Source organism: Rhizobium sp. NZLR11 (assembly GCF_019685115.1).
GTDB lineage: Bacteria > Pseudomonadota > Alphaproteobacteria > Rhizobiales > Rhizobiaceae > Rhizobium.
Genome location: NZ_JABDWD010000034.1, coordinates 1 through 23,393, shown reverse-complemented (window position 1 = coordinate 23,393; position 23,393 = coordinate 1). Strand labels below are relative to the sequence as shown.

At 60.7% G+C, this 23,393-nt stretch carries 18 protein-coding genes and 1 pseudogene; 9 read left to right on the top strand and 10 right to left on the bottom strand.

What is annotated here, in order from left to right; all coding sequences use genetic code 11:
* Positions 1 to 5: 5 nt before the first annotated feature.
* Complete coding sequence (locus HJB83_RS32180) at positions 6 to 1,292, bottom strand: ABC transporter substrate-binding protein (protein WP_207582382.1); 1,287 nt, start codon at positions 1,290 to 1,292, stop codon at positions 6 to 8.
* 205 nt (positions 1,293 to 1,497) lie between these two features.
* On the opposite strand from HJB83_RS32180, the gene HJB83_RS32175 reads away from it, so the two are divergent.
* The 5 genes from HJB83_RS32175 to HJB83_RS32155 all read left to right on the top strand — a co-directional run bounded on the left by HJB83_RS32175 (position 1,498) and on the right by HJB83_RS32155 (position 6,798).
* A complete protein-coding gene (locus tag HJB83_RS32175; protein ID WP_207582381.1) occupies positions 1,498 to 2,175 on the top strand; it encodes a TetR/AcrR family transcriptional regulator in 678 nt (225 codons plus the stop codon).
* A 130-nt stretch (positions 2,176 to 2,305) separates the two neighbouring features.
* Positions 2,306 to 3,454, top strand: a complete 1,149-nt coding sequence (locus tag HJB83_RS32170) for a Gfo/Idh/MocA family protein (protein ID WP_207582380.1) — start codon at positions 2,306 to 2,308, stop codon at positions 3,452 to 3,454.
* Between the two features lie 2 nt (positions 3,455 to 3,456).
* Positions 3,457 to 4,620: a dihydrodipicolinate synthase family protein gene (locus HJB83_RS32165; protein ID WP_221116450.1), complete on the top strand. Its 1,164-nt coding sequence runs from the start codon at positions 3,457 to 3,459 to the stop codon at positions 4,618 to 4,620.
* 29 nt (positions 4,621 to 4,649) lie between these two features.
* Positions 4,650 to 5,480: a sugar phosphate isomerase/epimerase gene (locus HJB83_RS32160; RefSeq protein ID WP_221133202.1), complete on the top strand. Its 831-nt coding sequence runs from the start codon at positions 4,650 to 4,652 to the stop codon at positions 5,478 to 5,480.
* A 40-nt stretch (positions 5,481 to 5,520) separates the two neighbouring features.
* Positions 5,521 to 6,798, top strand: coding sequence for a Gfo/Idh/MocA family protein (locus HJB83_RS32155; RefSeq protein WP_221116449.1), 1,278 nt, complete (start codon positions 5,521 to 5,523; stop codon positions 6,796 to 6,798).
* A gap of 30 nt (positions 6,799 to 6,828) precedes the next feature.
* Here HJB83_RS32155 and HJB83_RS32150 read toward each other — a convergent pair whose 3' ends face one another.
* The 3 genes from HJB83_RS32150 to HJB83_RS32140 are packed head-to-tail and all read right to left on the bottom strand — an operon-like array spanning position 6,829 to position 10,760.
* Complete coding sequence (locus HJB83_RS32150) at positions 6,829 to 7,839, bottom strand: hydroxyacid dehydrogenase (RefSeq protein WP_207582376.1); 1,011 nt, start codon at positions 7,837 to 7,839, stop codon at positions 6,829 to 6,831.
* On the bottom strand, positions 7,836 to 9,692 hold the full coding sequence (locus tag HJB83_RS32145) for a DUF2264 domain-containing protein (RefSeq protein WP_221133201.1): 1,857 nt from the start codon (positions 9,690 to 9,692) through the stop codon (positions 7,836 to 7,838). Before HJB83_RS32145 ends, HJB83_RS32150 begins: the two co-directional genes overlap by 4 nt.
* A 9-nt stretch (positions 9,693 to 9,701) precedes the next feature.
* Positions 9,702 to 10,760, bottom strand: a complete 1,059-nt coding sequence (locus HJB83_RS32140) for a LacI family DNA-binding transcriptional regulator (protein ID WP_221116446.1) — start codon at positions 10,758 to 10,760, stop codon at positions 9,702 to 9,704.
* Between the two features lie 145 nt (positions 10,761 to 10,905).
* Between HJB83_RS32140 and HJB83_RS32135 the strand changes: the two genes are divergently transcribed.
* Positions 10,906 to 12,192, top strand: coding sequence for an ABC transporter substrate-binding protein (locus HJB83_RS32135; protein ID WP_221116445.1), 1,287 nt, complete (start codon positions 10,906 to 10,908; stop codon positions 12,190 to 12,192).
* A gap of 64 nt (positions 12,193 to 12,256) precedes the next feature.
* Here HJB83_RS32135 and HJB83_RS32130 read toward each other — a convergent pair whose 3' ends face one another.
* From HJB83_RS32130 to HJB83_RS32110, 5 genes are read right to left on the bottom strand one after another with little or no spacing between them, the layout of a single operon-like run.
* Positions 12,257 to 13,225: a glycoside hydrolase family 26 protein gene (locus tag HJB83_RS32130; RefSeq protein ID WP_221133200.1), complete on the bottom strand. Its 969-nt coding sequence runs from the start codon at positions 13,223 to 13,225 to the stop codon at positions 12,257 to 12,259.
* 3 nt (positions 13,226 to 13,228) lie between these two features.
* Positions 13,229 to 13,750, bottom strand: a complete 522-nt coding sequence (locus HJB83_RS32125) for a DUF995 domain-containing protein (RefSeq protein ID WP_207582371.1) — start codon at positions 13,748 to 13,750, stop codon at positions 13,229 to 13,231.
* Positions 13,751 to 13,785: 35 nt separating this feature from the next.
* Positions 13,786 to 15,654, bottom strand: coding sequence for a glycosyltransferase family 2 protein (locus tag HJB83_RS32120; protein WP_221133199.1), 1,869 nt, complete (start codon positions 15,652 to 15,654; stop codon positions 13,786 to 13,788).
* A complete protein-coding gene (galE, locus tag HJB83_RS32115) occupies positions 15,651 to 16,634 on the bottom strand; it encodes a UDP-glucose 4-epimerase GalE (protein WP_221116441.1) in 984 nt (327 codons plus the stop codon). The genes HJB83_RS32120 and galE overlap by 4 nt, the downstream gene beginning before the upstream one ends.
* Before the next feature lies 1 nt (position 16,635).
* Positions 16,636 to 17,658, bottom strand: a complete 1,023-nt coding sequence (locus HJB83_RS32110) for a UDP-glucuronic acid decarboxylase family protein (protein ID WP_207582368.1) — start codon at positions 17,656 to 17,658, stop codon at positions 16,636 to 16,638.
* A gap of 387 nt (positions 17,659 to 18,045) precedes the next feature.
* Here HJB83_RS32110 and HJB83_RS32105 point away from each other — a divergent pair, with 387 nt between their 5' ends.
* Positions 18,046 to 18,366: a hypothetical protein gene (locus HJB83_RS32105; protein WP_207582367.1), complete on the top strand. Its 321-nt coding sequence runs from the start codon at positions 18,046 to 18,048 to the stop codon at positions 18,364 to 18,366.
* Positions 18,367 to 18,413: 47 nt separating this feature from the next.
* Here the strand turns inward: HJB83_RS32105 and HJB83_RS32100 are convergent, their stop codons facing one another.
* Positions 18,414 to 19,196: a response regulator transcription factor gene (locus HJB83_RS32100; protein WP_221116440.1), complete on the bottom strand. Its 783-nt coding sequence runs from the start codon at positions 19,194 to 19,196 to the stop codon at positions 18,414 to 18,416.
* Positions 19,197 to 19,559: 363 nt separating this feature from the next.
* Here HJB83_RS32100 and HJB83_RS34450 point away from each other — a divergent pair.
* Positions 19,560 to 19,892, top strand: a pseudogene (locus HJB83_RS34450) (cellulose biosynthesis protein); the annotation flags it as partial.
* A 134-nt stretch (positions 19,893 to 20,026) separates the two neighbouring features.
* The gene (locus HJB83_RS32090; RefSeq protein WP_259671470.1) at positions 20,027 to 23,269 is read left to right on the top strand and encodes a DEAD/DEAH box helicase; all 3,243 of its coding nucleotides are present in this window, start codon (positions 20,027 to 20,029) and stop codon (positions 23,267 to 23,269) included.
* Positions 23,270 to 23,393: the final 124 nt, after the last annotated feature.

Below are 23,393 nucleotides of genomic sequence, written 5' to 3'. Positions count from 1 at the left end.
CGGGATCAGCCTCGTGCGAGAATCTGCGTGATTTCAGTGACGAGCTGTTTGCCGCCATCGGCGGGAGACAGCTGTCCGAAGCCGACCTGTTCGGCGATGTTGCGCAACATCAGCTCGCCCTCACCGGCGCCGGCCGGCGGCGGCGGCGGCAATTTGCCGGCGAGGTCGCCAAGACCGCTGACATATGCCAGGGCAACCTTGCCGTTCTCATCGAGCTTCGCCGCGACGACCTCGCGCATGGCGGCCGATTCCGGAATGCCGCGTTCGACATCCAGGAGCACCGCCGCCTCGGGGTTCTTGACGAAGAAATTGACGTAGTCGACCGCTTGCTCCACCGATTTCGACTGGGCCGAGACCGAGAAGAACATCGAAGGCTTGCGATAGTGGCCACCCTTCGAATCCGCCTTGATGCGCATGTAGTTGGTGAGCGCCAACTTGTCCTTGCTCATTGCCTGATAGGCGACGAACTGGTTGGAATGGGCAAAGCCGGCCGCAGATTTGCCGAGCGATACCGTGTTGGTTTCGATGTCGTTCTTGTCGAGCGCCTGGACGTCGGCAGGAACGCAGGCGCCGGCCTCACGGAACTTGGCCCACATGTCGTACCATTCCGATGCATCGTCGACGTCGAAGGCGATCTTGCCGTCGGCGGTATAGAGGCCCTTGCCGCGCTGACGCAGCCAGTTTTCGAACAGCGGTTCACCGCCGCTGCCGTCGGCGATGCCGAACATGCCCTTGCGTTTGCCCGCCTTGGTGATCTCGGCGCCCATGCGGCCGAATTCTTCCCAGGTTGTCGCCTGCGTCGGCAGATCGACACCGGCCTCCTTGAAGGCGGTGGTGTTGAGCACCGTCGCGGCCGAGTTCGCCCCGAGGCTGACGCCATAGAGATGGCCGTCGACACTGCCGCCTTCGACCTGCGCCTTGTCGAAATCGTCGAGGTTCAGTTTCGCCGGCATATAGGATTCCAGCGGCGCAAGCGCACCGCGCCGTGCATATTGAACGATATAGCGATAGTCCATCTGGATGATATCAGGCGCATTGCGGCCGGCGACCTGGGTCGCAAGACGCGGCCAGTAATCGCCCCAGCCGAGGAATTCGCCGGTGATCGACGTACCGGCATTCTTTGTCTGGTAAAGTTGGGAGACCTTGTTGGTGCGGTCGGCGCGCGGCTGCGAGCCCCACCACAGGAGACGCAGGCGCGTTTCCTGTGCCAAAGCGCTGGTTCCGAGCGCCGAAAGCGAAAGAAGCGTTGCGCCTCCCGCCACGAAATTACGTCTGCTTACACGTAGGCTCATTTTTTCCTCCTCCTAAGGGGAAGCGCCTCCACACGCTTCCGATGTAGTTACCCTTGCATAAATAACTAATTGGTTACAAGCTACGGGCAAAGCGGCAAGCGTGTCAAGCGGGGTGTCGGTTGTTGCTGGCCGCCCTTCTAAATTCGGTTTTTACAATTTCGCACCGAAGGCTTATGAGCGCAACATCCGAGACGGAGGGGAAACGATGAACGACAACGCGGAAAACGGAGAAAAGAAAAAATCCCGGCGCCCATCTCAGGAACGCACGGCGCAACGCGATCCGGAGCGGACACGCGCCGCGATCCTGGAAGCGGCAACCCGCGAGTTCGCCGAAAACGGCATGGGCGGGGCCCGCGTCGATGCCATCGCCGAACGCGCCGGCACCAACAAGCGCATGCTCTACCATTATTTCGGCGACAAGGAGCAGCTCTACCTCAGAGTGCTCGAAGAAGCCTATGTCGGCATCCGCACGGCCGAGCGCGCGCTTCATATCGGCGACCGTAGCCCGGAAGAAGGCATCGGCGAACTCGCGCTCTTCACCTGGCGTTATTTTCTCCAGCACCCGGAATTCCTGAGCCTGCTCGGCACGGAAAATCTGCATCGCGCCCGCTGGCTGCGCCAGTCCGTTCGGCTAAAAGAACTGCACTCGCATCTGATCGGCGAGCTTTCGGATGTACTCGAGCGGGGAAAGAAGCAGGGCGTCTTCGTCGAGACCGCCGATCCCCTGCACGTCTATCTGACGATCGCCTCGCTCGGCTATTTTTACCTGTCCAACCAGTACACGCTTTCGACGATCTTCGGCCGGGACCTGATCGAGCCGACCCATCTCCATGCCTGGGAAAGGCATATCGTCCACGTGACGCTCGCCTCGATCAAGCGCTGAATCCCGAAAACAGGATTTGACTATTGACAGCCTCGCTGCTCTTCTGCCATCAAGTAACTGTTTAGTTACTGACTTGGGAGGGTCGGGCCGGATGCCCGCTCCCGCCGCAAAAAATTGCAAGGGAGGAAAAATGGCACGCTTGGGGATCATCTTGCACGGCGTTACCGGCCGCATGGGGTACAATCAGCACCTGGTGCGTTCGATCCTCGCCTTCCGCGACCAGGGCGGCATCACGCTGAAATCGGGCGAGAAACTCGAGATCGACCCGATCATCGTCGGCCGCAACGGCGCCAAGATGGAAGAGCTGGCGAAGAAGCATAACATCGGGCGCTGGTCGACCGACCTCGATGCCGCTCTCGCCAATCCCGACGACACGATCTTCTTCGACGCCGGCACGACGCTGATGCGCGCCGAGCTGCTGTCCAGGGCGATCGATGCCGGCAAGCATGTCTATTGCGAAAAGCCGATCTCCGACGATCTGCAAGTAGCACTCGACCTTGCCCGCAAGGCGCGCGGCTCCGGGCTCAAGCACGGCGTCGTGCAGGACAAGCTGTTCCTGCCGGGCCTGCGCAAGCTGGCGCTGCTGAAGGATTCCGGCTTTTTCGGCAAGATCCTCTCGGTGCGCGGCGAATTCGGCTACTGGGTCTTCGAAGGCGATTGGGGCGTGCCCGCCCAGCGTCCGTCCTGGAATTATCGCAAGGGTGATGGCGGCGGCATCATCCTCGACATGCTCTGCCACTGGCGCTACGTGCTCGACAATTTGTTCGGCGAGGTAAAGGCTGTCTCCTGCCTCGGCGCCACCCATATCGGCCAGCGCATCGATGAGCAGGGCAAGCCTTATGATTGCGACACCGATGATGCGGCCTATGCGACCTTCGAGCTCGAGGGCGGCGCCATCGCGCAGATCAACTCCTCCTGGGCCGTTCGCGTTCGCCGCGACGACCTCGTCACCTTCCAGGTCGACGGCACGCATGGTTCGGCTGTCGCCGGCCTGACGAAATGCTGGAGCCAGCACCGCGTCAACACGCCGAAGCCGGTCTGGAACCCCGACCAGCCGCAGACGATCGACTTTTACAAGACCTGGGACGAGGTCCCGGACACGCAGGCTTTCGACAACGGCTTCAAGGCGCAGTGGGAGATGTTCATCCGCCATGTCGTCGAAGATGCGCCGTGGCCCTATGGCTTGGAAGCCGGCGCCAAGGGCGTGCAGCTTGCCGAACTCGGCCTGAAATCCTGGGCAGAGCGCCGCTGGCTCGACGTTCCCGCATTGGAGTTCTGACCGTGACGACGATCAATCTCCCCCTCGACGGCAAGATCGTCCCCTACACACTGACCGGCACGCCGATCGAACTGAAGAAGCGCGACGCCAAGGCCTTCCCGCGCATCGCCTTTGCCGCCGCCCATGTCGTCGCCGATCCGCTCGCCGACAACGACCCGTGGCTGACGCCGGCGATCGACTGGGACCGAACGCTCGCCTTTCGCCACCGGCTCTGGGATCTCGGCCTCGGCGTCGCCGAAGCCATGGATACGGCGCAGCGCGGCATGGGCCTCGGCTGGTCGGAAGCGCGCGACCTCATCCGCCGGGCGCTTGGCGAAGCGGCCGGTCGCAAGGATGCGCTGATTGCCTGCGGTGCCGGCACCGACCATCTAACGCCGGGACCCGACGTGACCGTCGACACGATCCTCAAGGCCTATGAGGAGCAGATCGAAACGGTGGAGGCAGCCGGCGGCCGTATCATCCTTATGGCGAGCCGGGCGCTTGCGGCCGCCGCCAAAGGGCCGGATGACTATATCCGCGTCTACGACCGCATCCTCCGCCAGGTCAAGGAACCGGTCATCATCCATTGGCTGGGCGAGATGTTCGATCCGGCGCTCGAGGGTTATTGGGGCAACGGCGACCACCTCAAGGCGATGTCCACCTGCCTCGAGGTGATCGAGGCACATGCCGACAAGGTCGACGGCATCAAGATCTCGCTGCTTTCCAAGGAGAAAGAAGTGGCGATGCGCCGCCAACTGCCTAAAGCCGTGCGCATGTATACCGGCGACGACTTCAACTATGCCGAACTGATCGCCGGCGACGAAGAGGGTCATTCCGATGCGCTGCTCGGGATTTTCGATGCGATCGCGCCGGCAGCGTCCGCTGCGCTCGACGCGCTCGGCCGCAAGAGTAACCACGAATTCTTCGATCTGCTCGAGCCGACCGTGCCGCTGTCGCGCCACATCTTCAAGGCGCCGACGCGCTTCTACAAGACCGGCGTCGTCTTCCTCGCCTATCTCAACGGCCTACAGGACCATTTCGTCATGGTCGGCGGCCAGCAGAGCACCCGTTCGCTGACGCATCTGGCCGAACTCTTCCGCCTGGCCGACAAGGCGCGGGTTCTCGCCGATCCGGAACTCGCAACGGCGCGCATGAAGCAGGTGCTTGCCGTCCATGGCGTTCACTAAGCGCCGGCACGGCAATGGGAGGGAATGACATGCAAGCCGAAGGACTTTCGATCAATCTGGCGACGATCCGCGAACAATGCGGTTTCGCCGAAGCCGTCGATATCTGCCTGAAACACGGCATCACCTCGATCGCGCCGTGGCGCGACCAGGTCGCCAAGGCCGGTCTCGACGAAGCGGTGCGGATCGTCAAATCGAACGGCATCAAGCTGACCGGACTTTGCCGCGGCGGCTTCTTTCCGGCGGCAAACGATGCCGACTGGCAGAAGAACCTCGACGACAACAGGCGCGCCATCGACGAGGCCGCGGCCTTCGCAGCCGATTGCCTGGTGCTCGTTGTCGGTGGATTGCCCGGCAGCTCGAAGGATATTGTCGCCGCCCGCCAGATGGTGTTTGACGGCATTGCCGCCGTGCTGCCGCATGCGCAGGCTGCCGGCGTCAAGCTCGCCATCGAGCCACTGCACCCGATGTATGCCGCCGACCGGGCCTGCGTGAACACGCTCGGCCAGGCGCTCGACATGTGCGATCAGCTCGGTGAGGATGTCGGCGTTGCGATCGATGTCTACCATGTCTGGTGGGATCCCGATCTTGCCAACCAGATTGCCCGCGCCGGGCGCATGAAACGCATCTTTGCCCATCACATCTGCGACTGGCTGGTGCCGACCAAGGACATGCTGCTTGACCGCGGCATGATGGGCGATGGCGTCATCGACCTCAAGGGCATACGACGGATGGTCGAGGCTGCCGGTTTCTTCGGCGTGCAGGAGGTGGAGATTTTTTCGGCCGAGACCTGGTGGAAACGCCCGGCCGACGAGGTGATCGCCACCTGCGTCGAGCGCTTCCGCAGTTGCTGCCAGATCTGATTTTCAATTCGTTTCATCACGCATGCAGGAGGTTCATTCGATGGAGAAACGCCGTTTTGCCCTGATCGGCACCGGAAACCGCGGCACCACGATGTGGGGCAAGGACCTGCTTGCCGGCTGGCGCGAACATGTCGATCTCATCGCGATCGTCGAGAAGAATTCGCTGCGTGGCGAACGTGCCCGCAATATGATCGGCAGCAACGCGCCGATTTACGACGATATCGACGCGATGCTGGCCGAACAGAAGCCGGATCTGATCATCGTCTGCACGCCTGATCACACCCACGACGACATCGTCGTGCGGGCGCTCGAAGCCGGTATCGACGTCATCACCGAAAAGCCGATGACAACAGCGGTCGACAAGATCAGGCGGATCATCGATGCCGAGAAACGGACCGGCCGGCGCGTCGACGTCTCCTTCAACTACCGCTACGCGCCGACGGCGGCGCGCATTAAGGAACTGTTGAATGCCGGCGAGATCGGCCGGGTGACCTCCGTCGACTTCCATTGGTATCTCAACACCAAACACGGCGCCGACTACTTCCGCCGCTGGCATGCCTATACCGAAAATTCCGGCAGCCTGTTCGTCCACAAGGCGACGCATCATTTCGATCTGTTGAACTGGTATCTCGACAGCGACCCCGAAGCCGTCACCTCCTTTGCCGACCTGCAAAACTACGGCCGCAAGGGCCCATTCCGCGGCCCGCGCTGCAAGCTCTGTCCGCACGCGCATGAATGCGACTATTATCTAGATCTCGAGGCCGATCCGTTCCTCGATCAGCTCTACGAGGATCCCTCGAAGATTGACGGCTATTTCCGCGACGGCTGCGTCTTCCGCGAGGATATCGACATTCCCGACACGATGGTGGTCAGCCTGCGCTATCGCAACAACGTCCATGTCTCCTATTCGCTGAACACCTTTCAACCGATCGAAGGCCATCACCTCGCCTTCAACGGCACCAAGGGGCGCATCGAGCTTCGCCAATATGAGGCCCAGCCCTGGGAAGAGCCGAAGGAAGACACGATCCTGCTGATCCGCAATTTCCCGAACGGCAAGGAGGCGGTCGAGCGCATCGTCGTTCCGCATTTCACCGGCGGCCATTACGGCGGCGACGACCGGATGCGCAATATGATCTTCAAGCCCGACATAGAAGACAGGCTCGCCCAGCGCGCCGGCACGCGGGCCGGCGCCATGTCCGTGCTCTGCGGCATTGCGGCGTTGACAAGCTCGCGCACCGGCAAAGTGGTCAAAATTGCCGATCTGATGCCCGAGCTCGCCGATGACGGTTCGCCCAATTCGCTGCGGACATCACGCTGATATCTCGTCGCCTGGGTCGCTCGACGCGCCTCAGGCGATGTTTTCGAGATTCGCCTGGTGGATCTGGTAAAGCAGCGGCCGGCCGATCATGAAGCGCTCGACCTCGTCCACCGCCATCTCGCCGAGGCGCGCCCGTTCCAGCCCGATGGCGCCGGCAATATGTGGCGTCAGAAAGACATTCGGCAGATCGTAGAATACCGAGCCGGGGTCCGGGATCTCCGGATCGGTGACGTCGATGACCGCATCGATGCGGCCGGTCTTCAGCTGCGAAAGCAGCGCCACCTCATCGACGAGGATGCCGCGCGCGGTGTTGATCAGCGTTGCGCCCTCCTTCATCAGCGACAATCTTCGCGCATCGATCATATGCCGGGTCGAGGGCAGCGACGGCGCGTGCAGGGAAACGATATCGGCGCGGCGCATCAATTCGTCGAGATCGACCTTCTCCGCGCCGAGTCCGGCGGCCTCGGCAGCATCGAGCATGGGGTCGAACAGCAGCAGCCTGTAGCCGAAGGGTTTCAAGAGCTCGATTACCCGCCGGCCGATGCGCGAGGCGCCGACGATGCCGACGATGCGGCCATAGTTTCCGATCGCTTCGCGCTGCATCGGATAGGTCCGGTCGCGGTTGCGGTCGGCGACATAGAGATCACGGAAACGGAAGGCCCGCTTGCCGGCGAAGATGATCGCCGCCAGCGTGAATTCGGCGACCGGCACGGCATTGGCCTCGGCCGAATGGCTGACCACTATGCCGGCTTCGAAGATGCTGTCGTCGATGACGCCCTTTACCGTGCCCGCCGCATGAACGATGAGGCGAAGGTGCGTTGCTGCGGCGGGAATGTCAGGCCCGACATAGGGCGCGCCCCAGCCGGTGATCAGGATTTCGGCTTCGGCCAGCAGGCGTCTGGCCCGCTCGTCGTTGAAATGCTGCAGCGGCTTGGAATCCAGCAGGTGACCGACGGTGTCGAGCCGTTGCAGCAAACCCTCCGGCAGGACGTGTTCCGTGCGCGAGGGCTCCATCGCAAGAACAATGGCCGGGCGGCTCATGGCATCTGTCCCGGCGCTTCGATGGCGCTGACGGTCACGCCTTTTTCCCGCACCAGGGCCTCCAGCATCGCAATATCGGGCGCTTTCGGCGGCTTCGTCCAGGCAGAGGTGACGGCGGCGGGATCGTCGAGCGCCAGCACTGCCGTCACCAGGATGGTTTCACCGGCCGGGATCTGGCCGCGCAGCTGCGGCACGATGGTTTTCGCAACGATCACATTGGTGTTGGGTTGCGCCTTCTGGGCAAGGCCGGCGCGCCTGACCGAAGAACCGAGATCTACAATGCCGGTGAAATCGGCTTCGCCGATCGCGTAGGCAGCCCCATCGGACGCCGAGAGCCTGTCCAGCTCGAAATCCCGGCGGCCGATGGCAAAGCCGCCTTCGGCGATGCGTAACGGCCGGTCAGACCTGATCCGGTGGAGGCGGATATGCCAGGGGGCTTGAGGCAGCAGCCAGGTTTCGACAGCGACAGCGGGGAAAGGCGACCATTTCGCATAGAGCACCTCGCCTGCAAGCTTTGCTTGCTCATTCGTTTCGCGCACGCGGTAATGCAGGCCGTCATCGCTGAAGGCCAGCATCGAATCAAAGGCGGCAAGCGCGAAGCCACGCTCATCGGACTCGACACTGAAGCCGTAGCGGGTGGAATAAGCGAACTTCGCGTATTTTTCCGTGCCGAAACGCATCTGCAGATTTTCCTGGCCCGCAGACAGTGCCACGACATCGCCGCCTGCCCGCATCATCACCATGCCGGGATGACGCTGGGGGACGATAGAGGGTGCCTGCTCCGGCGCCTTTTCCTCAGCGGTCCAGAACGGATGATCCTCGGCGATGGCGAGCGGCAGGAAGGCCTTGAGCGCCCAATAGGGCGAGCCCGCGGAATTGTAGCTTTCCGACATCAGCAGGTTCGGATAGCCAAAACCAATCGACAGCACGCCGTCGCGATCGGCAATCGGCTTATCTTTCCACCAGCGTAGATGCTGCAGGCAGAGATGCTTGACCTCGCCCCAGGGCAAAGCCTCGACATCGGCAAAGGCGAGCGCCGACCAGAAGCCGGCACAGGCAAAGCGATAGGTCAGGCTGCGGCCGAATGGGATCGTCGCGCCGTCGGCGGCAAACCAGTGGCGGAAGTCCCGGGCAAAGAGGATGGCGCGCTCCCGGTAGCGTTTTGCATAATCGTCGTCGACGAGCTTGGAATAGATCAGACCATAGAAATGCATGGCGAACGGAATGTAGTGGTCGATGCGGCGCACGTTGCCGTCGCGATACCAGCCATCGCCGATATAGAAGCCTTCGAGCTCCTGCAGATATTGCCGGGTCAGGCTGCGATCGAAATCGGCGCCGAGACGATCGAGCGCAATATCGACAAGGATCCGGAAGAATTTCCAGTTATTGTCGGCATAGTCGAACTGCCTGGCATGCTTGAGATAGGCGACGACGTTGCCGCGGGCGCGCTGATCGAGCGGCTCCCAGATCTTTTCCGGCACCAGCGCCAGGGCAAAACCGAGAGCGGCAAGCTCGACCATCCGCTGATCGCGGCCATTGACCGTTCCCCAATATTCCGGATGGGCGGGATCGGTGCCGTTTGCGAGACCTTCGGCAAAACGATGCCAGTGGGCGAAGTCGCCGTTGCCGGCGCCAAGCGGCGCCAATCCCCAGAGCGGGCGGGCGAAGCCTTCGAGATCGGCTGCCGCCCGGTCGAAATGGGCGGCGCCGCCGCTCAGCCTGACGCGGGCATTGCCTTTTGAAAAACAGACAAGAAGCGGATCGAAGAGATCAAGCAGAGCCCGGCTCATATCGGCGCGGGTTTCGAGCGGATTGCCTGCAAGCGGGTTGGCGCTGGCGGGATCATAGGTCATCAGCATCACTCACGGTTTTTCGGCATTCGGAACGGTCCCTCCCGCAACGGCAACGACCGCCTGGCAGATGTGGCGCGCCGCCGCCGTCCTGTTGCGGAAACGGGACAGCATCAGGAAGACGGCCTCGCGCCCGAGGGCGGCGCGGTCGACGCGCATGGTGGAAAGCCGCGGATTGGTCATCAGCGCGCAGGGCAGATCATCGAAGCCGACGATCGCGAAATCCTCCGGCACACGCATACCGGCTTCGGTGACGGCCTCGAGCACGCCGACGGCGATGAAATCATTCATGCAGAAGGCGGCGGTGAAACCGGCATTTTCGGCAAGGACCGCGGCAGTGCGTTCATGCGCCTCGCGGCTGGCGCTGCCCTCCAGCACCAGAGGCACGAAACGACCCTCGGCGTCGGGGACGGCGGCCACCGCAGCCTCAAAACCGCGGATACGCTCCCGGATAGTATAGCGGTGCGAGCCGCTCAGATGCAGGATGCGGCGATGGCCGGCCTTGATCATTCGGCTGGTCGCTTCATAGGCGCCGAAAAAATTAGCCGGCGAAACGCCATCAAACTGCATTCTGGGATCGGTGCCGTTGACGAGCACGGCCGGCGTCATGGTGCCCTGCAGCCAGTCACGCAGCATCTCGTTCGGGTCGATGCCGACCAGAAAGAGACCCTCGGCATCTGCTGCCTGCATATAGTCGCGCACGGCGTCCGGCGTGATGCGATCCTCGCGAACCATCCGGATCTCGAAGGGCATGCCGGCTTCGGCGGCTCCGGCGCGCAGGCCCTCGACGATCGCTTCATAAAAGACGCTGAGACCGCCGGTGACGCCGTCGCTGGCAATGAGCGCCAGCCCGCCGGCAACGGCTTCGGTCGCAGATTTCACCGGATAGCCGTGCTCGGCCGCCACCTTCAAGATCTGGCGGCGCACGGTTTCGCTGATGCCGGGTTCGTTGGCGAGCACACGCGACACCGTGGAGACGGAGACGCCGGCCAATGTAGCGATATCGGCCTGACGCGGCCGTCTGATTTTTTGGTCGTTGGTTTCTTGGTCGTTGGTTTTTTGTTCATTCATGGGCAAACCTTATGCAAATTATGCAAATTTGCAAGATAAACGTTATTTATTGCAATAATTATTTTTTTGCGTACTCTATTGCAAAATGCACGCCAACGCCGTTGGAGGATGGTAGCGGGCATGTTGCGACAAGGAGGAGGATATCATGCAGGTCAACCGCCGTTCATTTCTGATGGGTTCAGCCGGAGCAGCCGCCGGCCTCGCCTTCGGCGCGGGAAGCGCAATTCCGGCTTTTGCCGAGGACGCGTCGCTGCGCGCCATGTGGTGGGGGTCGAACGACCGCGCCAAGCGCACGCTCGAAGTCGCCAAGCTCTACCAAGCGAAGACGCCCGGCGTCACGATCGTCGGTGAATCGCTTTCGGGCGACGGCTACTGGACCAAACTCGCAACGCAGATGGCCGGCCGCTCGATCGCCGACGTCTTCCAGCTCGAGCCGGGAACGATCTCCGACTATTCCAAGCGCGGCGCGTGCATGCCGCTTGACGAATTCCTGCCTTCGACCCTGAACGTCCAGTCCTTCGGCGCCGACATGCTGAAACTGACCACCATCGACGGCAAACTCTATGGTGTCGGCCTCGGCCTCAACTCCTTCTCGATGTTCTTCGACACGGTCGAATTCGAAAAGGCGGGCATCCCGTTGCCGACACCCGACCTCACCTGGGACGAGTATGCCAAGCTCGCCGTAGAACTCGCCAAGTCCTCCGGCAAGAGCGGCGGCCCCTATGCCGCACGCTACGCCTATGTGTTCGACGCCTGGCTGCGCCAGCGCGGCAAGAGCCTCTTTGCGAAGGAAAGCGTCGGGCTCGGCTTCACAGCCGACGATGCCACCGAATGGTTCGACTACTGGGAGAAGCTTCGCAAAGCGGGGGGCACCGTTGCTGCCGACGTCCAGACGCTCGATCAGAACACCATCGACACCAATTGCCTCGGTATCGGCAAATCGGTGATCGGCATGGCCTATTCCAATCAAATGGTCGGCTATCAGCTGATCATCAAGAACAAGCTCGGCATCACCATGCTGCCGCGGGAAAAGAAGGGCGGGCCGTCGGGCCACTACTACCGTCCCGCGCTTATCTGGAGCCTCGGCGCCACGACAAAGAACGGCGAGGCAGCCGCGAAATTCATCAACTTCTTCGTCAACGATATCGAGGCCGGCAAGATTCTCGGCGTCGAGCGCGGCGTGCCGATGTCCCCGGCCGTGCGCGAAGCCATACTACCGCAGCTCAACCCGACGGAGCAGGAAACAGTCAAATACGTCAATCTTCTCAAGGACCAGGTCGGCGAATATCCGCCGCCGGTGCCGATGGGCGCAACCCAGTTCGACCAGCGCGTGCTGCGCCCGATCTGTGACGAACTCGCCTTCGAACGGATTTTGCCCGCCGATGCGGCAAGCCGGCTCATCGAAGAGGGTAAGGCGACGATCAAAGGATGATCGATCGCCCGACATGAGAGGAGAGGCCCGCAAACCCCGGCGGGCCTCTCTCCTTTCCGGGCGGTCAGTTGGCCAGGCCTTCGACGACGCGCCAGTCCGGCCGGCCGAGATCGAACGGCCAGGCATGCACATCCCGGTCGTTGAAATAGACGACTTCCTGAAGGTTTGGAAAGGCGCTCTGCTTCAGCGTCGCGGTTTCGATCCAGGGCCTGACATAGGCGTCGCCGCCTTGATAGCCGAGCTCCGCCACCCAGATCGGCTTTCCGTAGCCGGCGACGAGATCGTAACCCTGCTTCAGCGCTTCCGAAAACGTCCGATGCTTGGTGTAGGCAAGCTCGTCGTAGCGTTCCAGGCCAAAGACCGAGAGCCCGACGAGATCGACATAATCATCACCGGGATAGTAGTCCTGCAAGCCTGGCTCGCCCTTCGGCGACCACATCAGCTTAGTGCCCGGCGCCTCTTGGCGGACGATATCCATCATGCGCTTGTAGGCCGTGATATAGTCCCGCGGGTTCCATCCGGACCACGAAAACCGCCCGGACTTGTCCTCCATCTCCTGGCCCCAGCGAATGATCACCGGACTTTTCAGCTGGGATATCATCTGCGCGATCGCACGCATGTTGACATCGTAATCGCCGCGCAGGACCTTTTGACGAAGCTGGCCGGAGGTCAGCCGCCAGTCGACATCCCAGGACCACGGCTCCACCGATATCAGCAGATTGCGGCCTCTGGCCTGCGCGTAGGCATCGGCAACGCGCAGCGTCTCCAGATCGACGTCCTCCCAAGGCAGGAACAGGGCTTCGGTCGCGACATTCGATTGTGCGCCAAAATCACCATTTGGATCATAGGCGCCGAACTTGATGCCGTCGGCATGAAGAACGGGGCGTTTGTCGATGATCGTCTGGACGCCTGCAGCCGGGTTCGGGGCAATGCCCGCATATTGCATCTCGCTTCGGCCCGGCATATCGGCGACACACAGCAGCAGCACCGCTATCGCTGCAGTCGAGAGGTTTTTTTTCAGTAGCTTCTTCATGGCTCACCCTCCTTTTCGGGCTACTTCCTGGCTCAGCAGGACCTGCTTCAGGTCACGCGCTTTCGCACTGACCGAATCCATGGGAACGAGCTTGCCAAACTCGTCATCGCCGCGCACCGACGCATGACGGAAGACATACCAATTGCCGTCCGGCTGGCGCCGCTGATAGATCGTGTTGCCGATTTTGCGATGGCCGAAACAGGTGCTGGCGCGGGCCGCACCTTCTGCATTCGTCCAGGTGGCGCGCATGCAGAGCTGGCCGAGATCGTCGACCACCCACGTGCCTTCGGCGAAGGACTGCTTGCCCTTGTCATTGGTCCAGGCGACGAACCGCCGGCCGTCATCGACGAAACGACCGCCGCCGGTGTTCCAGATCCAGGTCTTGTCGCCGTAGATGCGGTAGAGCTCATAGGCGCTGAGCGGCGTCGGCGCCTTCTTGCCAGCTGCCTCGGCGCAATGTGCCGCCACCGGCAGACACAGGCTGAGAGCAAGGGCTGCTCCATAAAGTTTCGATCCGATACACATTACATCCTCCTGTTCGACACTTGCCGGACTGCCGGCTACACACCCTGTTCGTCCCGTCCCATGTTGCCGAACCCATTCCATTTGAGACGAAATTTGGTGATCCTGGTCTTGCCGCCGCCGAGGCCGGCACCGGCGACGGCAAATTGTGATTCGGTGAAACTGATGAATGGCTGGCCATGGGAAAGAGCTTCGAGGCTGCTGAGGCCATGGCTGCCCAGCTGCATGCCGCCGGTAACCCAGATCCCAAGCCCCATGGCAGTCGCAAGCCGTAGCCCGTGCGATTGCGGCAGCAGCGGCAGACTGCTCTCAATCGCATGGCGAACGACGATCAGTATCGCTAGCAACAGATAGATCGAGAGGTTTATCGCGGCGAAAATGTAAAAGCCCTGAGCGGCAGCGACCTCGCTGGCAAGCGCCATGGCGACGGCGCAAAGCCCGGCGAGCGCGATATAAGGGGCGACGACGCGCAGCGGCAAAGAATGCTGCTGCTGTTTTCCCTTCGGGGTGATGCGGAAGTCGACGAAGGAGCCGGAGATATGATCGCGAACGGCCGCAAGGCTGCCGGCGAGCGACCACGGCCAGCGCAGGAAGATGAAGGCCAGCCCCTCCCAGCCGAAAAGTTTCGCATCATGCGGTCTGAAGGTTCCCGTCGCCCGCCAGAAGACGGAAAACAGCGTCAGCACCCCCGATATGGGTAGGAAATGCAGCAGGAAATCCGGGTAGGTGACGTCGACGAAGACGTGGCCCGTCAGCAAGGCGGCAACCGGCAGCAGGAACATTACGGCCATGAAGGCGGAAAACAGCGGGTACCACAGCTGCGAGAACACGAACTGAAATTTCAGTCGCCATGGCAGATGGACGACATAGCGGCTGGAATGTTGCAGCAGAATGGTGACGAGGCTGCGCGACCACTGAAATTCCTGGACGACGAGATCGGCAAAATTCGCCGGGCCGTCGCCATGGGCGATCGCATCGACGGCATGGACGCCGCGCCAGCCGTCGGCATTCATCATCAGCGTCGTCGAATGGTCTTCGGCGAGTTCCGGGCCGAGGCCGCCGATCTGGCGAAGTGCGGCGGTGCGAACGGCATAGTGGGAACCGATGCAGAGCGGCGCCCAGCCATTGTTGTAACCTGTCTGCAGCGAACCGTGCAGGCTGGCCTCGGCATAGAGCCTGCCGCGCGCGGCCCAACTCGTACCGGCATTCGCATCGCAGATGCTCGGCGCGGAGACATAACCGATTTCAGGGTCGGTGAAGGGGCGCAGGATTTCACGGAGATAGGTCGGCGTCGGCACATGATCGGCGTCGAACTGGGCGACGAAATCATAACGCTCATAGCCGAAATGGTCGTAGAAATAGGCAAGGTTGCCTTCCTTGCATCGCGTCCGGCGCGGCCAGCTTGCGCGATGATATTCCGCCACCCCCTTTCGGGTGGAGATCAGCACGCCGTGCTGCGCGCACCAGCGCCTGGTCTCCTCGGAAGGATCCTCGTCGGCCAGCCAGACATCGAACTCGACGCCGGTCTGGTCGAGCATTGCCTGAAGCGTGGCGCGAACGACGGCAAAAGGCTCGGACGGCGCCTTGGTGACGACCATCGCCACTCGCCCTTCCGGCAGCGGAGCGCGGGGGCTGATCGTCCTCGCATCGAGAAAGATCAGGATGAAATAGGCCGGCACGAGCGTGATCCAGCCCAGTACGAGGGTAATGAGCACAAAGGCGGTCCAGGAAATGATATGGGCGGACTGGCACCACCAGATCCAGAAAAACCCAAGTGCGGCCAGCCAGCAAAGGATGCCGAAACCATAGGCGACGCGGTTCCAGCCGGTAAAAACAGGCTCGAATGCATCCGCGGTGGCGGCTTTAGCCGTACTGACGCCGTGGCCGATTTGCGAAACGTTGCTCACGCTGTCATCTCCAGTCCAAAGGTCGGGCCGGCGGTACGGATGATCGTATCGATATCCGAGAGGGTGGGAGCGAAGCCGAGTTCCGCCTTCGCTCTCGCCGTGTTGGCAAAGAGGATCGGCGGATCGCCGGCCCGGCGGGGGCGATAGCGGACGGGGACTTCACGGCCGGTCGCGCGATAGATGGCTTCGAGGATCTCGAGCACCGAGGTGCCGCGACCGGAGCCGAGATTGACGCTGAGCGAGCCGCCGTCGGCCATCAGATGATTGACGGCGGCAAGATGCGCCTGCGCGAGATCGCTGACGTGAATATAGTCGCGCACGCAGGTTCCGTCCTCGGTCGCATAGTCGGTGCCGAAGATATCCAGCCTCTCCAGCCTGCCGGCGGCAGCGAGAAGGGCGCGGGGGATTAGGTGGGTTTCCGGCTGGTGGCGCTCGGCAAGCTCACCCTCCGGATCGGCGCCGGCCGCGTTGAAATAACGCAGGGCGGCGAAGCGGATGCCATAGGCGGCGGCAAAATCCTCGAGCGCCATCTCGAAGATCAGTTTTGTGCGACCATAGGGGTTGACCGGCAGCTGCGGGCTTTCCTCGCGTATCGGCAACGAGGCGGGAACGCCATAGGTGGCGCAGCTGCTCGAAAAGACGATCCGGTTGATATCCTGGTCGAGGCAGGCCTCGAGCAGCGTCAGACTGCCGACGACGTTGTTTCGGTAATACTTCCTGGGCATCTCGACGGATTCGCCGACGTAGGCATTGGCACCGCAATGAATGACGCAATCAGGCGAAAACTCGGCAAGGGTCCGGCGCAGCGTGGCGGCGTCGGCTAGCTCGGCCCGAATAAGCGGCCCCCAGCGGACGCTGTCGGCATGTCCCGTCGAGAGATTGTCGTAGGTAACCGGGATCATGCCGGCGCGCGACAACGCTTTGCAGATATGACTGCCTATGAAACCGGCGCCGCCGGTAACCAGAATGTAGCGGGGCATCTCATACGACCTCCGCCTTCTCGGTTTCGGCGAGCAGCCCGTCGAAATAATCGACGGTGCGCGCCAGGCCGGCTTCGAGGCCGATGCGGGGTTGCCAGCCAAGATCGGCCAAGGCTCGGGAAATATCCGGCCGGCGCTGACGGGGGTCGTCGGTGACCGCAGGCAGGTGAACGATCCGGGAACGGGAATTTGTCAGGTCGCGGATGATTTCCGCCAGGCGGCGAACGGTGATCTCAGCGGGGTTGCCGAGGTTGATTGGACCGTGGCAGGCGTTGCCGGCGGCCGAGAAACGCAGGAATCCCTCGACGAGATCGTCGACATAGCAGAAAGAGCGGGTCTGCTGACCATCGCCGTAGATCGTCAGGTCTGCATTGCGCAGGGCCTGCACGATGAAATTGGAGACCACCCGGCCGTCATCCAGACGCATGCGCGGCCCATAGGTGTTGAAGATGCGGCCGACCTTGATGTCGACGCCGTAGGTCCTGTGATAGTCGAAGAACAGGGTTTCGGCGCTGCGTTTGCCTTCGTCGTAACAGGCGCGCGGTCCGATCGGGTTGACATTGCCGCAATAGGATTCCTGCTGCGGGCTCTGGCTCGGGTCGCCATAGACTTCCGATGTCGACGACTGAACGACGACAGCACCGGTCTTGCGGGCGCAATCCAAGGTGTTGACGGCGCCGAGCACATTGGTGAGCAATGTTCCCACAGGATCCCGCTGATAATCGGGCGGGGAGGCGGGCGAGGCAAAGTTGAAGATGAGCGACGCTTCGATATCGAAAGGCTGGCGAACGTCGTGCTCGACCATGTGAAAACGGGCGTTCGCGGCGAGGTGATCGACATTCACTCGGCGGCCGGTCGAAAAATTATCGAGGCAGATGACGCGGTGGCCACGCTGCAGCAGCCTTTCGCAGAGATGTGAACCGAGGAAGCCGGCCCCACCATTGACAAGAGCGGTGCCCAGTTGCCTGAGCACCGGTATACGAGTTACCTCAGAATTTCCTTCGCTGGGAACGAAACTACGCATTACAAACTCCTTCCCATGTATTTAGTCTTTTGATTTAGTTATGCACTGCATGTCTCCTTATCCGGCTGGATATTCATTGTATCGACTATCTCAATACGAATAACTTTTTAGTTATTCTTCGGATGACTGAATTACTATTTAAACAATAAGACGATTACAGCTGACGTCAACTTCAAAAATTCTGATTATCCAAAATAACTACGCAACTATTCTTCAGAATAATAAATGATTAATCATTTTATTCCTGCTTCTCACGCGCCACGGGTAGTCTGAGGTCGCTTAAGCCTCACTCAATACAGCAGATGTAGAAGAAAGGAGTAAGGTTGGCCGCGCCGGATTGCGCGACCGGTCTTGCATCCGGAAGCGCCATGTGCGAGGGGTTTTGCTATGTTGAAAAAACAAGATGCAGCGCAGCCGAAAGGCTGGCGTCTATTTCGTTTTGCGATGTTCGCCTGGGGAACGACGCTTATGGCGATCGGACCGAGTGCCTGTGCGGTCGCTGACGACGACATAGCCGTCGTCGCGAAAAAAAGTGTCGTCGTGGTCGAGGCGCCGCGTGTCTCGAAAGACTATACCTATCCGGCAGATCGGCCCGAGCGCCCTGCTGCGGCAACGGTTCACGTCGCCTATCACGGCTCAGCGCCTTATATCTGCTCGCCAAGCGGCTTCGGACAGAAGTCGCACTGCTTCGCGCGCCCCTCGATCTGAAGCGACAGCGTTAAAGCATGTCGCCCAACATCGCGATACGCGTTCGATCAGTTGCGCCACCGGCCGGACATGTCGTCATCGCCGGCGGGATGCTCATTGAAGAAGCGGGACGCAGCTTCCGTGCGGTTTCGCACGTTCATCTTTTTGTAGATATTGCGGACGTGAACCTTCACGGTGTTTTCTGATAGATGCAGCTTGTCGGCGATGATCTTGTTTTGCGTGCCCTTGCAGATGAGATCCAGTATCTGAACCTCCCGGGTGGTCAAACTGGAGATGCTGTCGCGTCTCAGCTTCAGCGCATTGCTGCGTGCCGCATCGACCGACTTTGTCTGATAGAGGGAGGGCTCCAGTTGGGCGTTCTTGTTGGTGAGGCGATTGAGAAGTGCTGAGGGAAAATGTTCGCCGCCCTTCATCAGTAGATCCACTGCGGCCATGAAGACATCGAGACGCAGGTTGAGCGGCAGGACGCCATCGATGATCCTTGCCTCCACCAGCCGGCTGACATAGGGTTCGAGCATATCGATCGCCTCGACGACGAGTCCGACGGAGGTCTCCGGATGGTTTTCGCGGGCAGCCTGCAGTGCTTCATGAAGCTCCGGCGCCGGTATATGATAGAATAAAACGAGCTTTATATCGCTGGTATCCTTTTCCAGCATCGGCTTTGTGCTCGTTATGCTTGCCACTTCACAGTTCGGAAATTTCTTTGCCAGAGCTTCTACCATGCATTCCGAAAACAGATCCGCCTTGGCAACCACCAGTATAGTATTTCCAGATGAATCCAACTTCCGTCCCTGGTCAGTATTCTCCATCCCTGAGCCTGTCATGAACATATACGCCTCCCGTAGCGTTACACTTTACTCAAACTTGGAGCGATGGCGGGTATTAAATAGTATGAAATGCCGGCCCTTGATGTCACCGCTTTATTTTTTAGACATTTCTTAATTATGTTAATACGGATTGAGAGGGAAGGAAATGGCCCAAAGTGATTAGTTTTAGCGGGCAAAAAACGATAATATACTAAGCTTTGGTTGTATTTTTACTGTGATGGGTACTTCGAGGTTATATCTGCTCCCAATATAGATCAGAGCTTGATGTAATATTTCAGTACAGATTGTTATATTTTCGTCCTGCATGGAGTGTCGTGTACGAGGCGGGCAGCCATCGAATGGTTGCTCTCAGCCCAGCGGCGAGCGCTTGCCCTGCATCAAGATGACCTGGCCGCCGAAACTTTCCGCCAGGTCGGAGAGATCGGGCCACATCTCATCCAGGCGCATTACAAACGGGGCATTGCCCTTGCGGCCAACAAGCGATTGGGCGAAGCGGAGGCAGTCTTCGCTGCGATCCAGGATGTGCATTCGGACGATCCGGCCGCACTCGACTATGCGGCCAAGGCAAGTGCAGCCCTCGAACGGATCCGCACGAGCGTCGAGCCAGCTCCTCATAAGACCGACGTCGCGCAGGAGACTGTCCTCCGCTGGAATCGGGGACGGCAGCTCAGCAAGCGACGCCGGCCGCGTCTGCATTGACGGGATTTTCGCCGGTTGCGCAAAAATGCGTTTGGGCGCTTCCTGAATGCGCAGTCGCCATGGTCTTTGATTTTGAGCTGCGATCGTTGCTAAAAGAGGTGCAAGCCTATTTTGCAACTCCTCAGTAGGAACTCATGCAGACCAATGCAGATGGCGCCGAAAGAGAACGGCTTCTGGCCATTCTCGATTTCTGGCACAAGATCGAGTTCTTCATTCCCTATGATCTATCCAGTCGTGTCGTCACAGGTGAGGGCCGAAGTGTCTTCTGGCTGCATGCAAGGACGCTTGAAGATGACGGTGCATCACTCCGCCGTCCCGCGATCCCCGAGGGGAAGCAGATCACGGGTTTTACGCTGTTCCTCGGCGTCTTCAGCAAATCCGAAGTCACCGACATCCGCAGGCGCTTCGATAGCGTTGCAGCCGATATCGCCGAATATGAGGATGCCGAGCGCGGCGATCTCGATGGCGATACCTGCTTTGCCAGCCTGCAGCTCACGCCCTTGGGACAGCCGATCTTCGAGACATTTTCGGTCTCCACGCTTCCTTGGGCTCTGGGTCGCGTGCAGAAATCCGGCCTCTCCTCGCTCAGCTACGAGGCATTTGCCGACTGCAAGCGGCAGCTATCGGAACTGCTTCAAAATTTTCGGGCGCAGCGGCATTTGAGATCGCCATCCTTCGGGGACACAGACGATCAACCGATCGACGCCGGCGAGATTCTGACGCTGCATGAATTGCTCTGCGATTGGGCCGGCTTTGCCTCGCCTCGGGAGATGCCCATCGCCGCCGTTGAGATACGCTACAAAGACAAGGCGGAAAGGCCTGAAGTCCTGTCGCTGCCGCCTCAGCAGGAGAGCCATGCGCCCGATGCCGAGGATGAGGAGGATGACAGTGCAAGCGTTGAAGAAGAGATCGGTATCCTGAACAGCTTCTTCATCGAGGATATCGAGCGGGCGATGATGCGCGTCAAACACGGCGATATTCCCGAGCCGCTCAGGCGATATCTCACCCCGCTTGCGCAGGAGAAGCGGATCGACCTCTATACGGCGGACGGACGCCAGGCGATCGTTCGGGCCTTGCATCCGGGAAATATCAACCGCGGACGCTGGCTCAGCGAACCTTATCACGCGATGAGCCTCATGCAGCAGTTCGCGATCAATTCGGCCATCGGCGAGCTTTCAAAAACCGGACTGTTTTCGGTCAACGGCCCGCCGGGGACGGGAAAGACGACGCTGCTTCGCGATCTGTTCGCGGATAATATCGTTCGGCGCGCCCGCGTGCTCTCCTCCTTGAAGACGGCGCGCGATGCCTTCGACGGACCAGCGCGCCGCGCCATCTTCGCAGACCGGAGCACCGCCACGATATCGGCACTGATCCCGGCCCTTACCGGTTTCGAAATGGTCGTCGCCTCCTCCAACAATGCCGCCGTGGATAATATTTCGCGCGACCTTCCCAAGCGAAGCTCGATCGCCAGGGCGTCTTCCTTCCACTATCTGCAGACGGTCGCGCACAAGGTCGCTTGTCAGAAGGACAATGGTGCCGCCGTCAAGCTTTCCGACGGCGACCGTCCGTGGGGGCTGATCGCCTGCGCGCGCGGCAACTCCAGGAACCGTCGCGCCTTCAAGGAACGTTTCGCCTTCATGGAAATCACCGAAAGGCCGAATCCCGGCTGGTCCGGCGCGGCCAGGCCGCAGACCATCTGGGAATGGCTTAAGAGTTACGAGGGGCCGAGTTTCGCCGAAGCATCAACGGCCTTTGATGACGCCGATGCCCTGGTTCTTGACAAGATCGGTCAATATGCACGCTATGCCGATCTCTATGACGACATCGCCGGGGTGTCAGAGGATACGTTCTGCAGCGAGACGCTTAAAGGGGTCGGGGAAGCCGCCGCCGAACTCCGGGGCGTGCAGGGCCGTTGCGACACGGCGGCGGCCGAAATGCTGCGTCTCCGCGAAGGATTGTCGGGTCTGAAGGAGGAAGAACAGCTGCTCGACCGCAGCGCGCCTGCGTGGTGGGAGCGAGCGCTGCCGAGCAACTCTACCCGGCAGCATCGGCAAGACGTCGGCGCCAATGCGCGTCGGCAGCTGGAATTGCGCAAGGCACTGGCAGAATGCGAGGACCATCTTGCGAAAATCCATGAACCTCAGCGGGAACAGGCGTTGCTCAAGCATGAACGGGCCGAACAGGCACTGCGGTCTCGGCGGAAAATCTGGTCCAGGAAAAGAAGTGAATTCGACCGTCTGGGGGAAATTTTCAATCATCCTGCCGCACCCGACCGTCTCGCCGATCTCGAGACCGACCAGTTCCAGATCGACGGCCTGTGGCATCAGGACGAACTGGCAGGTCTGCGCTCGGCATTGTTGGAAGCAGCATTGACGCTGCATGAAGCATGGCTGGCGGAGGTTGGCAGGAAGGGCGGGGGTTTTGGTGGAAACATTGTCGCCATCAGCAAACTGCTTTCCAACAATAGCCCCGTCGATGGGGAGCACATTGTGTCGATCTGGCAAAGCCTTTTCATGATCGTTCCTATCGTCTCGACAACATTTGCCTCCTTCGCCCGGCAATTCCGCGGGCTCGAAGCTGGTTCGATCGGCTGGGTCTTTATCGATGAAGCGGGTCAGGCGGTGCCGCAAGCGGCGGTCGGAGCCCTGCTGCGGGGGCGCCGTGTCACGGCGATCGGCGATCCCCAGCAGATCGAGCCGGTCTTTACACTTCCGAGCGCGCTGATCACCGCCGCTTCGTCTCTCTCAGCCCACACGGCGACAGGACAATATTCACCGAACCGGGCGTCGGTGCAGATGCTGGCCGATGCCGCAAACCGCTACGGAACGACAGTCCCCGGCGAGGAAGCGGATGGACTCTGGATCGGCTGTCCTCTCCGGGTGCACCGGCGCTGCATCGATCCGATGTTCGGCCTTGCCAACCGGATCGCCTATCAGAACAAGATGGTATTCGGGCTGGAGAAGCGCCGCCCTGCTGGCGACGCACCGCCGTTTTATGGCGACAGCGCCTGGATCGACGTCAGGGGTAGGGTCGCGGGCAAACAGACCGTTGCAGAACAGACGGACTTCATCGTCAACGTCCTCACTGCCACATATCGCCGGAATGGCGCATTGCCGGATCTCTATATCATCTCGCCGTTCAAGGAGGTCAAGAACAGCCTGAGGCAGGCTCTGGCCCATGCAGCATGGATGGACCGGAACGGAAATATGCGGTCCCCTCCATCGAGACTGTCCAGGTGGCTGCGGGAAAGGATAGGCACGGTGCATACCTTCCAGGGCAAGGAGGAAGACATCGTTTTCATGGTTCTCGGCGCCGATGCCGATCATAGCGGAGCCGCAGCCTGGGCCGCATCCAAGCCGAACCTGTTGAACGTGTGACCTGCCACTGCGAATTTCTTCCAGAATTGATTAGAGTCCGGCCTTACGAAGGACGGACGAATGAAGAAGCAGAGATTTACAGAAGAGCAGATCATCGGTGTGCTGCGTGAGCAGGAGGCTGGCG